The 14,749-nt window shown below is 71.1% G+C and carries 15 protein-coding genes; all 15 read right to left on the bottom strand.

All coding sequences use genetic code 11. From position 1 onward, the window contains the following. Positions 1-118: 118 nt before the first annotated feature. Positions 119-2,047: a multicopper oxidase family protein gene (locus ACIA8F_RS37740; protein ID WP_399385565.1), complete on the bottom strand. Its 1,929-nt coding sequence runs from the start codon at positions 2,045-2,047 to the stop codon at positions 119-121. Between the two features lie 129 nt (positions 2,048-2,176). Beyond that, positions 2,177-3,928 (bottom strand): ABC transporter ATP-binding protein, encoded by a 1,752-nt coding sequence (locus tag ACIA8F_RS37745; RefSeq protein ID WP_399385595.1) that lies wholly within the window; start codon positions 3,926-3,928, stop codon positions 2,177-2,179. A gap of 83 nt (positions 3,929-4,011) precedes the next feature. Next, entirely contained in the window at positions 4,012-4,218 is a 207-nt protein-coding gene (locus ACIA8F_RS37750) for a hypothetical protein (protein WP_399385566.1), read from the bottom strand. A 98-nt stretch (positions 4,219-4,316) separates the two neighbouring features. Further along, on the bottom strand, positions 4,317-5,234 hold the full coding sequence (locus ACIA8F_RS37755; protein WP_399385567.1) for an ABC transporter permease: 918 nt from the start codon (positions 5,232-5,234) through the stop codon (positions 4,317-4,319). After that, complete coding sequence (locus ACIA8F_RS37760; protein WP_399385568.1) at positions 5,221-6,024, bottom strand: ABC transporter ATP-binding protein; 804 nt, start codon at positions 6,022-6,024, stop codon at positions 5,221-5,223. The genes ACIA8F_RS37755 and ACIA8F_RS37760 overlap by 14 nt, the downstream gene beginning before the upstream one ends. 137 nt (positions 6,025-6,161) lie before the next feature. Then, positions 6,162-7,286 (bottom strand): aliphatic sulfonate ABC transporter substrate-binding protein, encoded by a 1,125-nt coding sequence (locus ACIA8F_RS37765; protein WP_399385569.1) that lies wholly within the window; start codon positions 7,284-7,286, stop codon positions 6,162-6,164. Beyond that, positions 7,286-8,638, bottom strand: coding sequence for a sulfate adenylyltransferase subunit 1 (locus ACIA8F_RS37770; RefSeq protein WP_399385570.1), 1,353 nt, complete (start codon positions 8,636-8,638; stop codon positions 7,286-7,288). The genes ACIA8F_RS37765 and ACIA8F_RS37770 overlap by 1 nt, the downstream gene beginning before the upstream one ends. Before the next feature lie 2 nt (positions 8,639-8,640). Then, entirely contained in the window at positions 8,641-9,579 is a 939-nt protein-coding gene (gene cysD, locus ACIA8F_RS37775) for a sulfate adenylyltransferase subunit CysD (RefSeq protein WP_399385571.1), read from the bottom strand. After that, positions 9,576-10,157 (bottom strand): adenylyl-sulfate kinase, encoded by a 582-nt coding sequence (gene cysC, locus ACIA8F_RS37780; protein WP_399385596.1) that lies wholly within the window; start codon positions 10,155-10,157, stop codon positions 9,576-9,578. The genes cysD and cysC overlap by 4 nt, the downstream gene beginning before the upstream one ends. A 119-nt stretch (positions 10,158-10,276) precedes the next feature. Next, positions 10,277-11,053 carry an alpha/beta fold hydrolase gene (locus tag ACIA8F_RS37785; RefSeq protein ID WP_399385572.1) on the bottom strand — a complete coding sequence of 259 codons (777 nt, stop codon included), beginning with the start codon at positions 11,051-11,053 and terminating at the stop codon, positions 10,277-10,279. A 412-nt stretch (positions 11,054-11,465) separates the two neighbouring features. After that, on the bottom strand, positions 11,466-11,900 hold the full coding sequence (locus tag ACIA8F_RS37790; RefSeq protein WP_399385573.1) for a YdeI/OmpD-associated family protein: 435 nt from the start codon (positions 11,898-11,900) through the stop codon (positions 11,466-11,468). Between the two features lie 131 nt (positions 11,901-12,031). Beyond that, positions 12,032-12,445 (bottom strand): VOC family protein, encoded by a 414-nt coding sequence (locus tag ACIA8F_RS37795; protein WP_399385574.1) that lies wholly within the window; start codon positions 12,443-12,445, stop codon positions 12,032-12,034. A gap of 142 nt (positions 12,446-12,587) precedes the next feature. Then, the gene (locus ACIA8F_RS37800; RefSeq protein WP_399385575.1) at positions 12,588-13,184 is read right to left on the bottom strand and encodes a helix-turn-helix transcriptional regulator; all 597 of its coding nucleotides are present in this window, start codon (positions 13,182-13,184) and stop codon (positions 12,588-12,590) included. Between the two features lie 94 nt (positions 13,185-13,278). Further along, positions 13,279-13,689: a VOC family protein gene (locus tag ACIA8F_RS37805; protein WP_399385576.1), complete on the bottom strand. Its 411-nt coding sequence runs from the start codon at positions 13,687-13,689 to the stop codon at positions 13,279-13,281. A 216-nt stretch (positions 13,690-13,905) separates the two neighbouring features. Beyond that, entirely contained in the window at positions 13,906-14,367 is a 462-nt protein-coding gene (locus tag ACIA8F_RS37810) for a carboxymuconolactone decarboxylase family protein (protein ID WP_399385577.1), read from the bottom strand. Between the last annotated feature and the right edge of the window lie 382 nt (positions 14,368-14,749).

The following is a 14,749-nucleotide window of genomic DNA, read 5'->3' on the forward strand; positions in this document are numbered from 1 at the left end:
CGCCCCCCCCCCCGCCGGCCCCCCCCCCCCCCCCCCCCCCCCGCGCCCCCCCCCCCCCCCCCCCCCCCCCCCCCCCCCCCCCCCCCCCCCCCCCCCCCCCCCCCCACGGCGCTGTCCGTCAGTGGTGACCGCCCGCGTGCAGGTGGCCGGCCGGCGACACCACCAGGGGCCGCACCATGTGCTGCTCGTGCTCCAGCATGTGGCAGTGGTGGACGCCCCTGCCGACCACGGGGAACCGGACCGCCACGGTGACCAGTTCGCCCAGCGTGGCGTTCGGCGTGATCAGGCCGGCCGTACCCACCCGGATGACGTCCTTCTCACCGAGCTCGTGCGCTTCCAGCGTCCCCGCGGCCTTGAACGCGATGGGCTTGGACGAGCCGCGCGTGACCCGCTGGAACCCCGTGATGTCGTAGTTCTCGCGGGACAGCACCTGGAAGTGCGAGAGGTGGATGTGCATGGGGTGCGGGGACGCGGCGAGGTTGAGGTACTTCCAGATCTCCACGCTGCCCAGCGCGGCGGTGAACGTCTTGCCGTCGTCGTACGCCATCGCCGTCCTGCGCAGCGTCTTGACGGTGCCCTCGGCGTCCTGGACCTGGACGACCCCGGCGGACGGGAAGGTGATCCCCGCCGGGTCGACCTCCTCCATCTCCCACAGCTCGGGAATGTTCGTCGAGCCGGGACCGACCACGACCACCCACCGGGGGGCCACGTCGTGGGGCAGGTCGTGGTGGGTGAGCCGCATGAACGTGGGCGAGAGGACCTCCGGCAGCGCCGGCCGGCTGGACGGGCGCTGGTCCGCGACGCGGAACTGCATCACGTCGGGCTCCAGCATGTCGTTGAGCTTGTCGGAGGCACCGGGCGTGATGCCGTCCAGCGTGTTGACCAGCTTCAGGGCCTGCCCCCGGAACGCGCTGAAGTCGACCATGACGTCGGCGCGCTCGCCGGGGGAGAGGTTGAGGGCACCCTCGACGGTCAGCGGCTTGTCGAGCAGGCCCTGATCGGTCCCGATCACCCGCAGCGCCCCCGGGACCGGCCGGCCGTCCGCCAGCAGCATCAGCCGGTAGATCCGGGAGTTCGCGCCGTTGACGATCCGGAACCGGTACCAGCGCGGCGCGACGTCCAGGTACGGCCAGACCACCCCGTTGACCAGGGTGTACGGGGCCGAGTGGGTCCGCATGAGGCGCTGCGGGCCGATCATCTCCACCTTGTGGACCAGCCGCCCGGCGAGGGCACCGGACTCGTCCACGTCGAAGTTGCGGTCGCTGAGGAACAGCGGCACGTCACGGGCGCCGTCGGGCAGGTCGAGCGCCTCCTCCTCCTCGTTGCGGGAGAGGAACATGCCCGCGAGCCCGGCGTACACGCTGAAGCGGCTCACGTGATGGGTGTGGTCGTGGTACCAGAGCGTGGTCGCGGCCTGGGCGTTCGGATAGGCCGACAACTGCACGTCGCCCGGGCCTATGAGGTTCTCCATCCAGCCGTCGTTGCCGCCGCCGGTCAGCATGCCGTGCAGGTGCACCGCGGCCCAGGGCTCCAGGTCCGACACACCGCCGACCACGTTGGTCCCCGCCGTGCCGGGGTAGTTGGTGAGCGGGTCGGGCGCGCGGCCGGTGGGCGAGTCGAAGTCGACGGCCCTGACGGGGATGTTGCCGGTGAGCTTGTTCTCCCAGACGACCCGCAGCGGACGGCCGCTGACCGTCTTGATCGTCGGGCCCGGGTAGACGCCCTCGTACGTCCACATCGTCACCGGCGGCATCTCCGAATGCACGGTGACATCGGCGGTGCGCAGGCGGACGGTCAGCTCGTCGTGGTCGCCGCGGTCGCGGGGGCGCAACACCGGCGGGATCCGCAGCGGATCCCTGAACTTGGTCAGCTTCAGCTCGGGCGCCGACGGTTCGGGCCCTCCGGCAGTCGCTGCGGCCGCACCGTCCGACTTGAAGAAGGGGGTGACGCTCACCAGGGCGCCCAGGCCGGCGACGGTGCCGTAGCGCAGCAGCGTGCGGCGGTTCGGGCCGGTGGGCTCGAAGGTTTCGGAAGCTGTGGGATCCATTCGCCCGAGGGTAGGGGCGACCGCTTTCGCCGGACTCGTGCTCGGCAAGACACCCCCTGGACCGTGGTCCCCCGCGCCGGGCCCGGCGCGGGCGACCACGCAGCTTCGGCAGGGCCGCCCGGCGAGGTGTCAGACCGCTATGGGTTCGCTGTCCCGGTTGATGAGCGTCGCGTAGTGGCCACCGCGCAGGATCAGCTCATCGTGGGTGCCGCGCTCGGAGACCCGGCCGCGGTCCAGCACGATGATCTCGTCGGAGTTGCGGACCGTCGACAGCCGGTGGGCGACCGTGATGGTGGTACGGCCCACGCTCGCCGCGTCGATGGCCTTCTGCACGGCCTGCTCGGTCTGGGTGTCCAGGGCACTGGTGGCCTCGTCCAGCACCAGGATCGGCGGGTCGCGCAGGATGGTGCGGGCGATCGCCAGCCGCTGCTTCTCGCCGCCGGAGAACCGGTACCCGCGCTCGCCGACCACCGTGTCGTAACCGTCGGGCAGCAGCATCAGATAGTCGTGGATGTGGGCGATCCGCGCCGCCGCGAACAGCTCCTCGTCGGTCGCGTCGGGTTTGGCGAACCGCAGGTTGTCCGCGACCGTGGCGTGGAACAGGTACGTCTCCTGGGAGACGACGCCGACCGCGGACGTGAGCGTGTCGAAGGACAGGTCCCGTACGTCGACCCCGTCGATCGTGACGGAGCCGGACGTGACGTCGTAGAGCCGCGGGATCAGGTAGCTGAGCGTGGTCTTCCCCGAGCCGGTCTCCCCGACGATCGCGAGGCTGCGGCCCGCGGGGATGGTCACGTCGACGCCGGCCAGCGTCGGCTGCTCCGTTCCCGTATAGGAGAAGCCGACCCCCCGCATGCGCACCTCGCCCCGCAGCACGGCCGGCTCGACCGGCCGCTCCGGCTCGGCGATGTCGACGGGCAGGTCGAGGTACTCGAAGATGCGGCTGAACAGCTCCAGGGAGCCCTGGATCTCGATCCCGACGGTCAGCAGCCGCTGCGCCGGGCGGAACAGGCTCTGCTGGAGGGACGTGAACGCCACCAGGGAGCCGATGGAGATGGCCATGTGACCGTTGCTGGAGGTCAGCCCCGTGACCCAGTAGATCACCGCCGGCATGGAGGCGATGACGATCCAGATCGTGGACTGGTACCACAGGCCCGCGGTGGTGACGCGCACCTCGACATCGGTGAGCTTGCGCGACTGCCGCGCGAAGGCGTCGGTCAGCGAACGGGACCGGCCCATGGTGTGGCTGAGCAGGATCCCGCTGATCGACAGCGACTCCTGCATGGTCGAGGACAGTCCGGCGAGCTGGCTCTGCCGGTCACGGGTGATGTGGCGCCGCTCGTTGCCGACGCGACGGCTCACCAGGGCGAACGCCGGAAGCATGAGCATGGACGCGAGCGTCAGCCGCCAGTCGAGCAGGAACATGGCGGTCGTCGAGGCGAGGACGATCGTCAGGTCGGACAGCAGCGCCGTGGCGGTGGTCGTCACGGTGACCTGCATCCCGCCGATGTCGTTGGCGATGCGCGACTGCACCTCGCCGGTACGGGTGCGGGCGAAGAAGGCCAGCGACATCCGCTGGAGGTGGGCGTACACCGCCGTCCGCAGGTCGTGCATGACGAGCTGGCCCACCGTGGCCGACACGTGCGTCTGCCAGACGTTGAACGAGCTGGTCGTGACCGACACCAGGATCATGCCGAGGGCGAGCAGGGACAGCAGCCCCAGCCTGTCCTGCGGCAGCGCCGTGTCCATGACCTCGCGGATCAGGAACGGGTTGACCAGCGAGATCAGGGAGGAGGCCGCGACCAGGAACACGACGGACAGCAGCCGCCTGCGATACGGGCGGAACAGCCCGAGGACGCGTCGCAGCTGGCCGTCTTTCATCAGTGCCTGGGGACGCGTGATGCCCGAGCTGGCGCTGCCCACCCTGGCCTCCTTCTCTTGTGGTCGGTGACGAAAGCCGTGGACTACTGCAGTTGCCTGACCAGAGCCGCCCACTGGGCGAGCTCCGCTTCCGACAGCGCCGGCAGGCACGGCTGGTCCGAGGTCGGGGCGGCGGATTCCCTCCATGCGTGCGGGGGGTACATGCCGTTCCATGCGAACCCCGTCCACATCAGGCCCTCGGCGAACCTCTTCCACAGGGATCGCGCAGCGGACCTGAGCTTCGCGCCCATGTCGATCTCCATTCGCAGGGGAACCGCCCGACGTCATCTCGTGCAACGTTGCTCAAGGGACATCGGGACCGTGTCGAGTTCCGCTGGAGGCCGGGCCCTCAGTGCGCGGCCAGCAGCCCGCGGCTGCGCAGCACCCGGCGCTCCAGCGGGCTGAAGAACAGCAGGTCGATGGCGACGCCGACGACGAAGATCAGGATGATGCCGAGCAGCACGCCCGGCATGTCGGAGAACTCCCGCTGGTTCTGCAGGTAGCGGCCGAGGCCGATCCCCAGATCGGGGGAGGAGGCGATGAGCTCGGCGGCCATCAGCGCCCGCCAGGAGAAAGCCCAGCCCTGCTTCAGCCCGGCCAGATATCCGGGCAGGGCGCCGGGCAGCAGCACGTGCCGGGCGCCGCGCAGACCGGTCGCACCGAGCGTACGGCCGGCCCGCAGGGTCAGCGGCGGCACCTGGTCGATCCCCGCGATCAGCCCGTTGGCGATCGAGGGCACCGAACCCAGCAGGATCACGGCGTACATGGCCGAGTTGTTGATGCCCAGCCAGATGACGGCGGCCGGCACCCAGGCGACGGAAGGCAGCGACTGGAGCCCCGCCAGCACCGGTCCGATGGCGGCCCGGATCGGCTTGACCTGGGCGACCAGAAGGCCGATCGGGGTACCGATCGCGACGGCCGCCAGAAAGCCGGAGACGCCGCGCCAGAGACTGGTCCAGATGATGGAGAACAGGTTGCCGTCGTCCCAGAGGACCCTGAGCGCCCGCCACACCTCGGCCGGACTCGACAGTTTCTCGGGGCTGGCCACGTGCAGGCTGTAGAGGAGCTGCCAGAGCCCGACGACCAGCACGATGCCCAGGACCGGCGGCAGTACCTTCGCCCGCAGGACCTGGCTGAACGGTGCGCGCTGCGCGTGGACGGCCTCCAGCGCGTCGAGGCCGGCCCCCAGCGTGTCGAGGCCGCCCCCCGCGCCGCCCTGGCGGGCGGCGCGGGCGCTCGGCGCGGGCCGGATGTCAGTGCTGGACATGGCGGCGTATCTCCCCACGCAGGTGCTCGGTGATTTCGATGGACAGCGCCGCGACCTCGGCGGACTCGCCCCGCAGCGAATGCGGCAGGTCGACGCGCCACTCCCGGGCGATCCGGCCGGGCCGCGACGACAGCAGCACGACGCGCTGGGCGAGCCGCACGGCCTCTCTGACGTTGTGGGTGACGAACAGGACGGTGAGCTTGCGCTCCTTCCAGATCCGGGTGATCTCCTCGTGCAGGACGTCCCGGGTGATGGCGTCCAGCGCGGCGAACGGCTCGTCCATCAGCAGGACGGTGCTGCCCTGCGCGAGCGAGCGCGCCATGGCCACGCGCTGGCGCATGCCGCCCGACAGCTCGTGCACCCGCTTGCGGTACGAGCCGCCGAGCCGGACGAGTTCCAGCAGCCGCTCGGCCTCTGGCCTGCGGTCCTCGCGCGCCACGCCGGCCAGGCGCAGTGCCAGTTCGATGTTGCGGCCCGCACTCAGCCACGGGAACAGCGCATGGTCCTGGAACATCAGCGACGGCCGGGTGCCGGGCACCCGGATGCTCCCGGCACTGGGCTCGTCGAGGCCCGCCACCAGGTTCAGCAGGGTGGACTTGCCGCACCCCGAAGCGCCGAGCAGAGTGACGAACTCACCCGGTGCCACGTCCAGACTGATGTCGTCGAGCACGACCGAGGACGCACCGGGGCGGCCGAAGGTCTTGGAGACGTGCGAGAGCCGGACCGCCGGGCAGTCGTCCGTGATCTCGACGACGGGGGCGGACCTCGGGATGGTCAGTGCCGTGGTCATTGCGGACACCTCCTGCGGGGAGTGGGCGGGATGCGGCGGGGCGCGGCGCCGTGCTGCGCTGCGCCCCGCCGCGCGGAGCCGGGGGGTGCGGGAAGCCGGGGGAGTCGCGGGTGCGGGAAGCTAGGCGGTGCGGGGCGTCACTTGGCCCCGAGCCCGGCATCCGCCGCGGCGGGCCGGCCGGCCGCCGTGAGCACCTTGTTGAGCAGGGTCAGATCGACGATCCCGGCGAGTTCGGGCTTCTGGAGCAGCCCCGCGGCGACCGCGTGGTCCGCCCCCGCCTGCAGGGTGGAGGCCAGCGGGTCGTCGATGAAGTCGATGCTGCTCCACGCCGGGTCGAGGATGGCGGGCGGCAGCTCGTTGCCGGTGTCGGCCTTGATCTGCAGGTTCGCGTAGGCCTTGGCCTTCTCCGGCTCCGCCTTGATGAGGGCGTTGGCCGCCACCGAACCGCGCAGCACGGCCTCGACCACATCGGGATGAGCGGTCAGGAACTTCTGCGACACGATGATGTTGGTCGTCACGAACTTGCCGTCCGGCCACAGCGACTTCTCGTCCAGCAGGACCTTCGCGCCGAGCGTGACCAGCCGGGAGGCGGTCGGCTCGGGCACCCAGGCACCGTCGACGGAGCCGGACTTGTACGCCTCCGGCACCACCTTGTTCTCCGTGCGGAGCACGCTGACGTCACCCGCGCCGGAAGCCGGGTCCACCTTGAAGCCCTTGCCCACCAGATAGTTCAGCAGTGCGACGTCCTGGGTGCCGCCCAGCTGCGGGGTGGCGATCTTCTTGCCCCGGAGGTCGTCCAGCGAGCTGATCTTCGCCGGGTTGACCACGAGCTTCACGCCGCCGGAGGCGGAGCCGCCGATGACCCGCAGGGACGTGCCGTGCGACTTGGCGTAGCCGTTGATCGCGGAGTTCGGGCCGATCCAGCCGATGTCGATCGAGCCGGCGTTGAGCGCCTCGATCTCGGCCGGGCCGGCGTTGAAGTACTGGGACTTGATCCGGGTCGACCCCAGCTCCTTCTGGAACAGGCCGTCCTGCAGGCCCACCAGGGCGGTCCCGTGCGTGAGGTTCGGGAAGTAACCGATCTTCACGGTATCGGCGGACAGCTTCGCACCCGAGGCGCCCTGGGCCTGCGCCGTCGCACCCGCGCCGGCGCCCGCGCTCGCGTCGGCGCTGGCGCCGTAGCCGCAGCCCGACAGCAGTCCGGCCGCCGTGGCCAGTGCGACGGCCCCCATCGTCATGCGTCCGATCGGCTGATCATGCATCAGACCCAGTCCTTTTCGTTGGCTGCCGCTGGAGCGGCCGTGTTCCGTAGGGTTTCGAAGGACTCGCCCGCCATGCCGGCGGCGAGGGTGGTGCCGTCGGCCGGGTCGATCAGCAGGAACGAGCCGGTCCGGCGGTTGTCGGCGTAGGGGTCGAGCGCGAGCGGCTCGGCCGTGCGCAGCACGACGTGCCCGATGTCGTTGACCCGCAGCTCCTCGGCGCCGGGGCGCCGTTCGAGCGTGCTGATGTCGATCCGGTACGAGATGTCCTTGACCACGGCGCGCACGGTGCGGGTGGTGTGCTTGAGCAGCACCCTGGCGCCGACGCGCAGGGGCCGCTCGTTGAGGTGACAGATGCTCGCCTCGATGTCCGTGGTGGGCGCGTGCACCGTGCCCGTGGCGGCGATGAGGTCGCCGCGCGAGACGTCGATGTCCTCGGTGAGGCGGACGGTGACTGACTGGGGCGCCCAGGCGACCTCCGTCTGCGTGCCGAGCGCGTCGATGGCCGCGACGGCGGTGGTGTGGCCGGAGGGCAGCACCGTGACGGCGTCCCCGACGCGCAGCACGCCGGAGGCGATCTGGCCGGCGTAGCCCCGGTAGTCGGGGTGCTCGGCGCTCTGCGGGCGGATCACGTACTGCACCGGGAAGCGGGCGGGCTCCTCCCGCGGGTCGCTGCCGACCGCGACGGTCTCCAGGTGCTCCAGCAGGGTCCGGCCGCCGTACCAGTCCATGTTCGCGGAGGGTTCGACGACGTTGTCGCCGGCCAGCGCGGAGAGCGGGATCGCCACCACGCTGCCGACCCCGAGCGTGGCCGCGTACGTGGTGAACTCCTCGGCGATCGAGGCGAAGACGGCCTCCTCGTAGCCCACCAGGTCCATCTTGTTGACGGCGAGGACCACGTGCGGGACCCGGAGCAGGGCCGCGACCGCGGTGTGCCGGCGGGTCTGCTCGACCATGCCGTTGCGGGCGTCGACCAGCACCACGGCCAGGTCGGCGGTGGAGGCTCCGGTGACCATGTTGCGGGTGTACTGCACGTGCCCGGGGGTGTCGGCCAGGATGAAGCGGCGGCGGGCGGTGGCGAAGTAGCGGTAGGCCACGTCGATGGTGATGCCCTGCTCTCGCTCGGCCCGCAGGCCGTCGGTGAGCAGCGCGAGGTCGGGGGTGTCCTGGCCGCGGCTGGCGGAGACCCGTTCCACGGCTTCCAGCTGGTCGGTGAGGACCGACTTGGAGTCGTGCAGGAGGCGTCCGACGAGGGTGGACTTGCCGTCGTCGACGGAGCCCGCGGTGGCGAAGCGCAGCAGCGTCGTCGCCGAGTGGTCGGCCAAGCCGGTGAACTGCTCGGTGGTGGAGGTCATGTCTAGAAGTACCCTTCGCGCTTGCGGTCTTCCATCGCGGCCTCGGACAGCTTGTCGTCGGCGCGGGTCGCGCCCCGCTCGGTGAGCCGGGAGGCGGCGATCTCCGAGATCACGGCGTCCAGCGTGGTGGCGTCGGAGTCGACGGCGCCGGTGCAGGACATGTCACCGACGGTGCGGTAGCGGATGAGCCGGCGCTCGACCGTCTCGCCGTCCTTCGGACCGCCCCAGGCTCCCGCGGTGAGCCACATGCCGCCGCGCTGGAAGACGTCGCGTTCGTGGGCGAAGTAGATCTCGGGGAGTTCGATCTCCTCGCGGGCGATGTACTGCCACACGTCGAGTTCGGTCCAGTTGGAGAGGGGGAAGACGCGTACGTGTTCGCCGGGTGCGTGGCGGCCGTTGTAGAGGTTCCACAGTTCGGGGCGCTGGCGGCGGGGATCCCACTGGGAGAACTCGTCACGGAGGGAGAAGACGCGCTCCTTGGCGCGGGCCTTCTCCTCGTCGCGGCGGCCGCCGCCGAAGACCGCGTCGAACTTCAGCTGCTGGATCGCCTCCGTCAGCGGGAGGGTCTGGAGCGGATTGCGGGTGCCGTCGGGCCGTTCCGTGAGCTTGCCGGCGTCGATGTACTCCTGGACCGAGGCCACGTGCAGGCGCAGGCCGTACTTGGCGACCGTGCGGTCCCGGTAGTCGATGGCTTGGGGGAAGTTGTGCCCGGTGTCCACGTGCAGCAGCACGAACGGCACCGGCGCGGGAGCGAAGGCCTTCAGCGCCAGGTGCAGCATGACGATCGAGTCCTTGCCGCCGGAGAACAGGATCACCGGCTTCTCGAACTCGCCCGCCACCTCGCGGAAGATGTGCACCGCCTCGGACTCCAGCGAGTCCAGGTGCGTCAGCGCGAAGGGGTTGCCCGACGCCTCGAGCAGGCGATGGGTCGCGGTCGTCATGCCAGGCCCCTCTCGGTCAGGAAGGTGTACAACTCGTCTGCGGAATCGGCCACGGACCGGCCCTGCGTCTGGATGCGCAGCTCCGGGTCCTCCGGTGCCTCGTAGGGGTCGTCGATGCCCGTCAGACCGGAGATCTCGCCGGCCGCCTGCTTGGCGTACAGGCCTTTCACGTCGCGCTGGGAACAGAGCCTGACCGGGGTGGCCACGTGGATCTCCAGGAACGGCGTGCCGCCGGCGTCGTGCCGGGCACGGACGGCGGCGCGGGAGTCGGCGTACGGGGCGATGACCGGAACCAGCGTCTTGACGCCGTGGGAGGCGAGCAGCCCGGCCACGAAGCCGATCCGCTGCACGTTGGTGTGCCGGTCCGCGCGGGTGAAGCCCAGGCCCGCCGACAGGAACTCGCGGATCTCGTCACCGTCGAGCACCTCGACCTCGTGTCCGTCGGCGCGCAGGCGCTCGGCGAGGATGCGGGCGAGGGTCGTCTTGCCGGCGCTGGGCAGCCCGGTCAGCCACACGGTGGCTCCGCGCTCGCTGGGGGCGGCGGCCGGGGCCGCCTCCGCGGTGCCTCCGGCGGCCAGGGGGTGAGCCGTGGTCACGGTGGTGTTCTCCCAGGAGGTAGAGGGCGGACTTTCAGGGATGGTCCGAGTGCGCCCCCGCGCGCCGCAGGGCGTCGGCGCGGACAGGGGCGGCGGGGCGTTCAGGTGGTGGCGAACTCGGCGAGCGTCCGGCCGAGCACGTCCATGTCGATCCGGTGCCAGGCTCCGGGCAGCTCCAGGCTCCGGCCGTCGGGCAGGGCGGCCGCGGTCGCCTGCGCCGCGGCACGCAGCCAGGTGCTGGTGCTGTCGCTGTTGAGGACCAGCGTCGGGGTCCGGAATCCGGCGAGCTCCTGCGCCGGGACGGCGAAGTCGCCGCAGATCTCGATGTCGTAGAGCAGCGTGTGCGCGTTCGCCTCGTTGGTCGCCCAGATCGGGCCCCGGCGCCAGTCCGCGACGGAGTCGGGGGTGAGTCCGAGGACGGGACCGAGGAAGTACTCGGCCGCCTCGTCGCGCCGGCCCTGCTCCAGGAGCCCGTGGAGCGCCTGCGCGGCGTTCCACGGGGGCTTCGGGAATCCGTCGACCCGGTAGAACGGTTCGTGGAGCGCCAGCTTGGTGATCGGCGTGCCCGTGAGCGCTGCCCGGACCGCCAGGTTCGCGCCGGTGGACCCGGCGAACACGGCTGCCGAGCCGCCCGCCTCCTCGATCACCGCCTGGAGGTCCTCGATCTCCCGCTCCACGGCGTAGGCGGGCGCGTCACCGCTCTGGCCGCGCCCGCGGCGGTCGTAGGCGTACACGGTGCAGTGCCGGGCCAGCCCGGGGACGAGCTCGGTGAAGATGGTGTGGTCGCGGAAGGCACCGTTGAGCAGGACGAGCGGGGGGCCTTCGCCCGACTTCTCGTAGGCGATCGTCGTGCCGTCCCGCGAAACGACCTTGCGCATCACGCACTCCTCATGCCGACCGGAGGTGCTCTCACCTCGCCCTGTGTCTGCAGCTTCGAGTGCGTCGATGCACAACCGGTCGAGAACCGATCGCGGCGCGCTTGCACCGCCCGCGGTCCGCGGCGGCCCCCTGGGCCGCCGGTGCGTCTCTGACCAGCGAAAAGGAGAAGGCCTAGGCCGTCTCTTCCGGATCCTGCCGGGCGTCGCAGGCCCGGCAGGATCCGAAAGAGACGGCCTAGGGGGTGTCCGCAAAGTGGCGCCGGGCGCCCGGAGGGCGCCCTCGCGGCGTTCGGTGCGTGCTCTCGGCGTGCCGGGCGGAAGTCCGTGTACTGGACGTACTCGGGATTTTCGCCCGGTGCGCCGAGAGTGCGTGCCGGGCGTCGCGAGGCAGGCGGGACTTTGCGGACACCCCCTAGGCCTTGAGGGTCGCGACGGCCTTCTCGATGCGCCGTTGGCGGGTTTCGGGCTTCTTGGCGCTCTCGATGGCGCGTACGTGTTCGCGCTTGCGGCTGGTCGTGAGGGCGTCGTAGGCGGTGCGCGCGGCCGGTTCGTCGTCCAGGGCCTGCGCGAAGTCCGGGGGCTCGACGACGACGCGCGGTTCCGTGTCGAGCTCCACCTCGACCTCGATCTCTTCGCCGATCTCGACTTCCGAGGCGTCGCGGTTGGCGTGGCTGAGGCCGATCAGGTGGCGCCCGCGCAGGTGGGCGAGCCGGGTCCGCCAGGAATGCCCGTTGATGGTGACCGTCACGGGTGGCCGTGAACCCTCACCGAGCGCTGTCACGACCTCGGCCGGGACTTCCAGTCCCCGCATGGGCTCGGGCGGCTCGACGACGGACCGGAACTTCACGGTGTTCTCCTCTTCGTTGTGCGGCACCTTCGCCGTGCCGCATGACGGGTCCTGAACGGCAGTTGTCCGGGACGGTAGCGGCGCGGGGCCGCCACCGTCCCGGACGACGGCGGATCGAGGACCGGTGGTGGTTACTCGGCGTAGGGCTGGTCGGTTCCCTGGTCGCTGTAGCCGAGGCTCCAGATGTAGCCCTCCGGGTCGGAGAAGGTGCCGCCGTACCCGCCCCACTGCAGGGCGCCCGCGGGGTTGAGGACCGTGGCACCGGCCTTTTGGGCCTCCGCCATGATCTCGTCGACCCGGGCCTCGCTCCGGACCACGTAGGTCAGGACCAGCCCGCTGAAGCCGCTGCCTTCCTGATCCGTGCCGACCTGGCCGGCCAGGCCCTCGCGGCTGTAGAAGCCGACGGGGGAGGCACCGTCCGACTCGAAGAACACCGAGATGCCGTAGTCGTTCTTGACCTTCCAGCCGAGCCCCTCGGTATAGAACCGCTTGGCCCGGTCCATGTCGCGGACACCGAGAAGAATCGAGCTGACGTGCGCTTTCATGCCTTGCTCCTTGCACTGTGGACGTGTGGGTACCGGACACCCGGACCGGAACCCGGAACCCTGGGAGCCGCGTCGGCGCGTGTGCGCCGGTCAGGCGGTGGGACGGGGACGGGAGGACGGCACGTGGTGGTTGCCGTGGACATCACCGTAGGGGCTGTGCGGCGGCCGGGGCTTCTCGATTCCTGACCGGTCTGGAGACCTGTTTCGCCACGCATGCCGGCATCCCCTCCACCTTGATCTCCACCTTGATCGCCGGCCCGGGGTCTGCGTCCGCGTCCGCACCCGCGCCACCGCCACCGCCATCGGCACCGGCACGCACCCCCGCTCCGGCCCACGCTCCAGCCCCCGCGGCACCGTCCGCCGACGCCTCCGCCGCCTGCCGACGGAAGGCCCCGGGCGGCATGCCGACCAGCTCGGTGAAGCGCGTGGTGAACGTGCCCAGCGACGCGCAGCCGACGGCGAAGCAGACCTCGGTGACGCTCAGGTCCCCCCGCCGCAGCAGCGCCGTCGCCCGCTCGATGCGGCGCGTCATCAGGTAGGCGTACGGCGATTCGCCGTAGGCGGCCCGGAACTGCCGGCTCAGGTGCCCGGCGGACATGGCCCCGTCACGGGCGAGCGCTTCCACGTCCAAGGGCTGCGCGTACTCCCTGTCGATCCGGTCGCGGATGCGGCGCAGCCGCGCGAGATCGGCCAGACGCTGCGCCTGGATGCGTGCACGCCGCCATTCGGGCTTGCACATGAGGAACCCTCCCCTTCGTCCGTGACCTTCGGCCCCTTCGAGTGTCGGCGGTTCCTGTCGGCGCCGCACTCCGACCCGCGATCTCCCGCACCGTTCAGCGGAGTTCCTGGATGCGGATCAGGTTGCCCGCCGGGTCGCGAAAGGCGCAGTCGCGGATGCCGTACGGCTGCTCGGTCGGCTCCTGGACGACCTCGGTGTCACCGGCCTGCACCTTCTCGAAGGTGGCGTCGACGTCCGGGGTGGCCAGCAGGATCCATCCGTAGGTGCCCTTGGCCATCATCTCCGTGATCGTGCGGCGCTCGTCGTCGGTGATGCCGGGATCGGCGCCGGGGGGTGTCAGAAGGATCGAGGTGCCCGGCTGACCGACCGGGCCGACCGTGATCCAGCGCATCCTGCCCTGGCCGGTGTCGCTGCGGACCTCGAAGCCGAGTACGTCGCGGTAGAAGACGAGCGAGGCGTCCGGGTCGTCGTGCGGCAGCGAAACCGTGTGAATGGTGATGTTCATGGCAAGCAGGCTAGAGGCGGGCGCGCGGGCCGGGCTTCTCGATTCATGACCGACCCGGCGGCTCTCCGGCATCCGGCCGTGCTCCGGCACACCACTGCTGCCACCACTGCTGCCACCACCGCTGCCGCTGCCGCTGCCGTGGCCGCGCGGCCGGGACCGTGGCCGGCCCCGGCACGCGAGCCGGGCGAGATCTTGAAGGGCCGTGCTGTCGTCGTGCTAGTTCCAGCCGGCGCCCGCGGGCTCCTGGACGGTGGCGTTGAGCCGGTTGAAGAAGTTCGTCGTGGCGATCATGAGGACGATCGCGGCGAGCTGCTCCTCCGTGAAGTGGTCGGCGGCCGCGTCCCAGATCTCGTCCGGCACGGCCTGCCCGCTGCGGTCGGCCAGCCGGGTCGCCGCCTCGGCCAGGGCCAGCGCGGCACGCTCGGAGTCCGAGAAGAACGGCGTCTCGCGCCAGGCGGCGACCGCGTGCAGCCGCTCGTCGGTCTCACCGGACTTCTTGGCGCCGGCGACACCGGCGTGGACACAGGCGCTGCAGCCGTTGATCTGGCTCGCGCGCAGGTGCACGAGCTCCAGCGTGTGCGGGTCGACCCCGCCCTGGTACATGGCCTTGTAGATGTTCTGGATGCCGGTCATGGCGTCCGGCAGAACCTTGGCGGGGTTCGTCATACGAGCCTTCATCGGGTGCTCCCTCTGGGTGGTCGTCCGTCCCGACCACACTGACGGATCCCGCGCCGCGGATGCGACCGGAGAACGAAGAAACACCCTCGGGCGCTGACGGCCCCTTCCCTGACCAGCGGCATTGAGTGATCCTCAGGCGCATCTGCACCAGGGTTCGAGCCGGCCTCGTCCCGGGCCGTACCGGCCCTCGACCGATTCCCGACCGGTCCACCGGCATCCTTCCATCGCGACGTCCGCCGGTCGCGGTGACCGTCGCGGATGCCGCCCGGCGCGAGCGCCGCGGTCGCCGCCCCCACGGCCGGCTGCCTTCCCGTGCGGCTCCGCGCGACCTGGACGGGGAATCGGCCGGAACCTGACTGCGGATCAGGCGCCAGGGTGCCGG

This window comes from Streptomyces sp. NPDC051563 (assembly GCF_044454225.1).
In the GTDB taxonomy this organism is placed as follows: Bacteria; Actinomycetota; Actinomycetes; order Streptomycetales; family Streptomycetaceae; genus Streptomyces.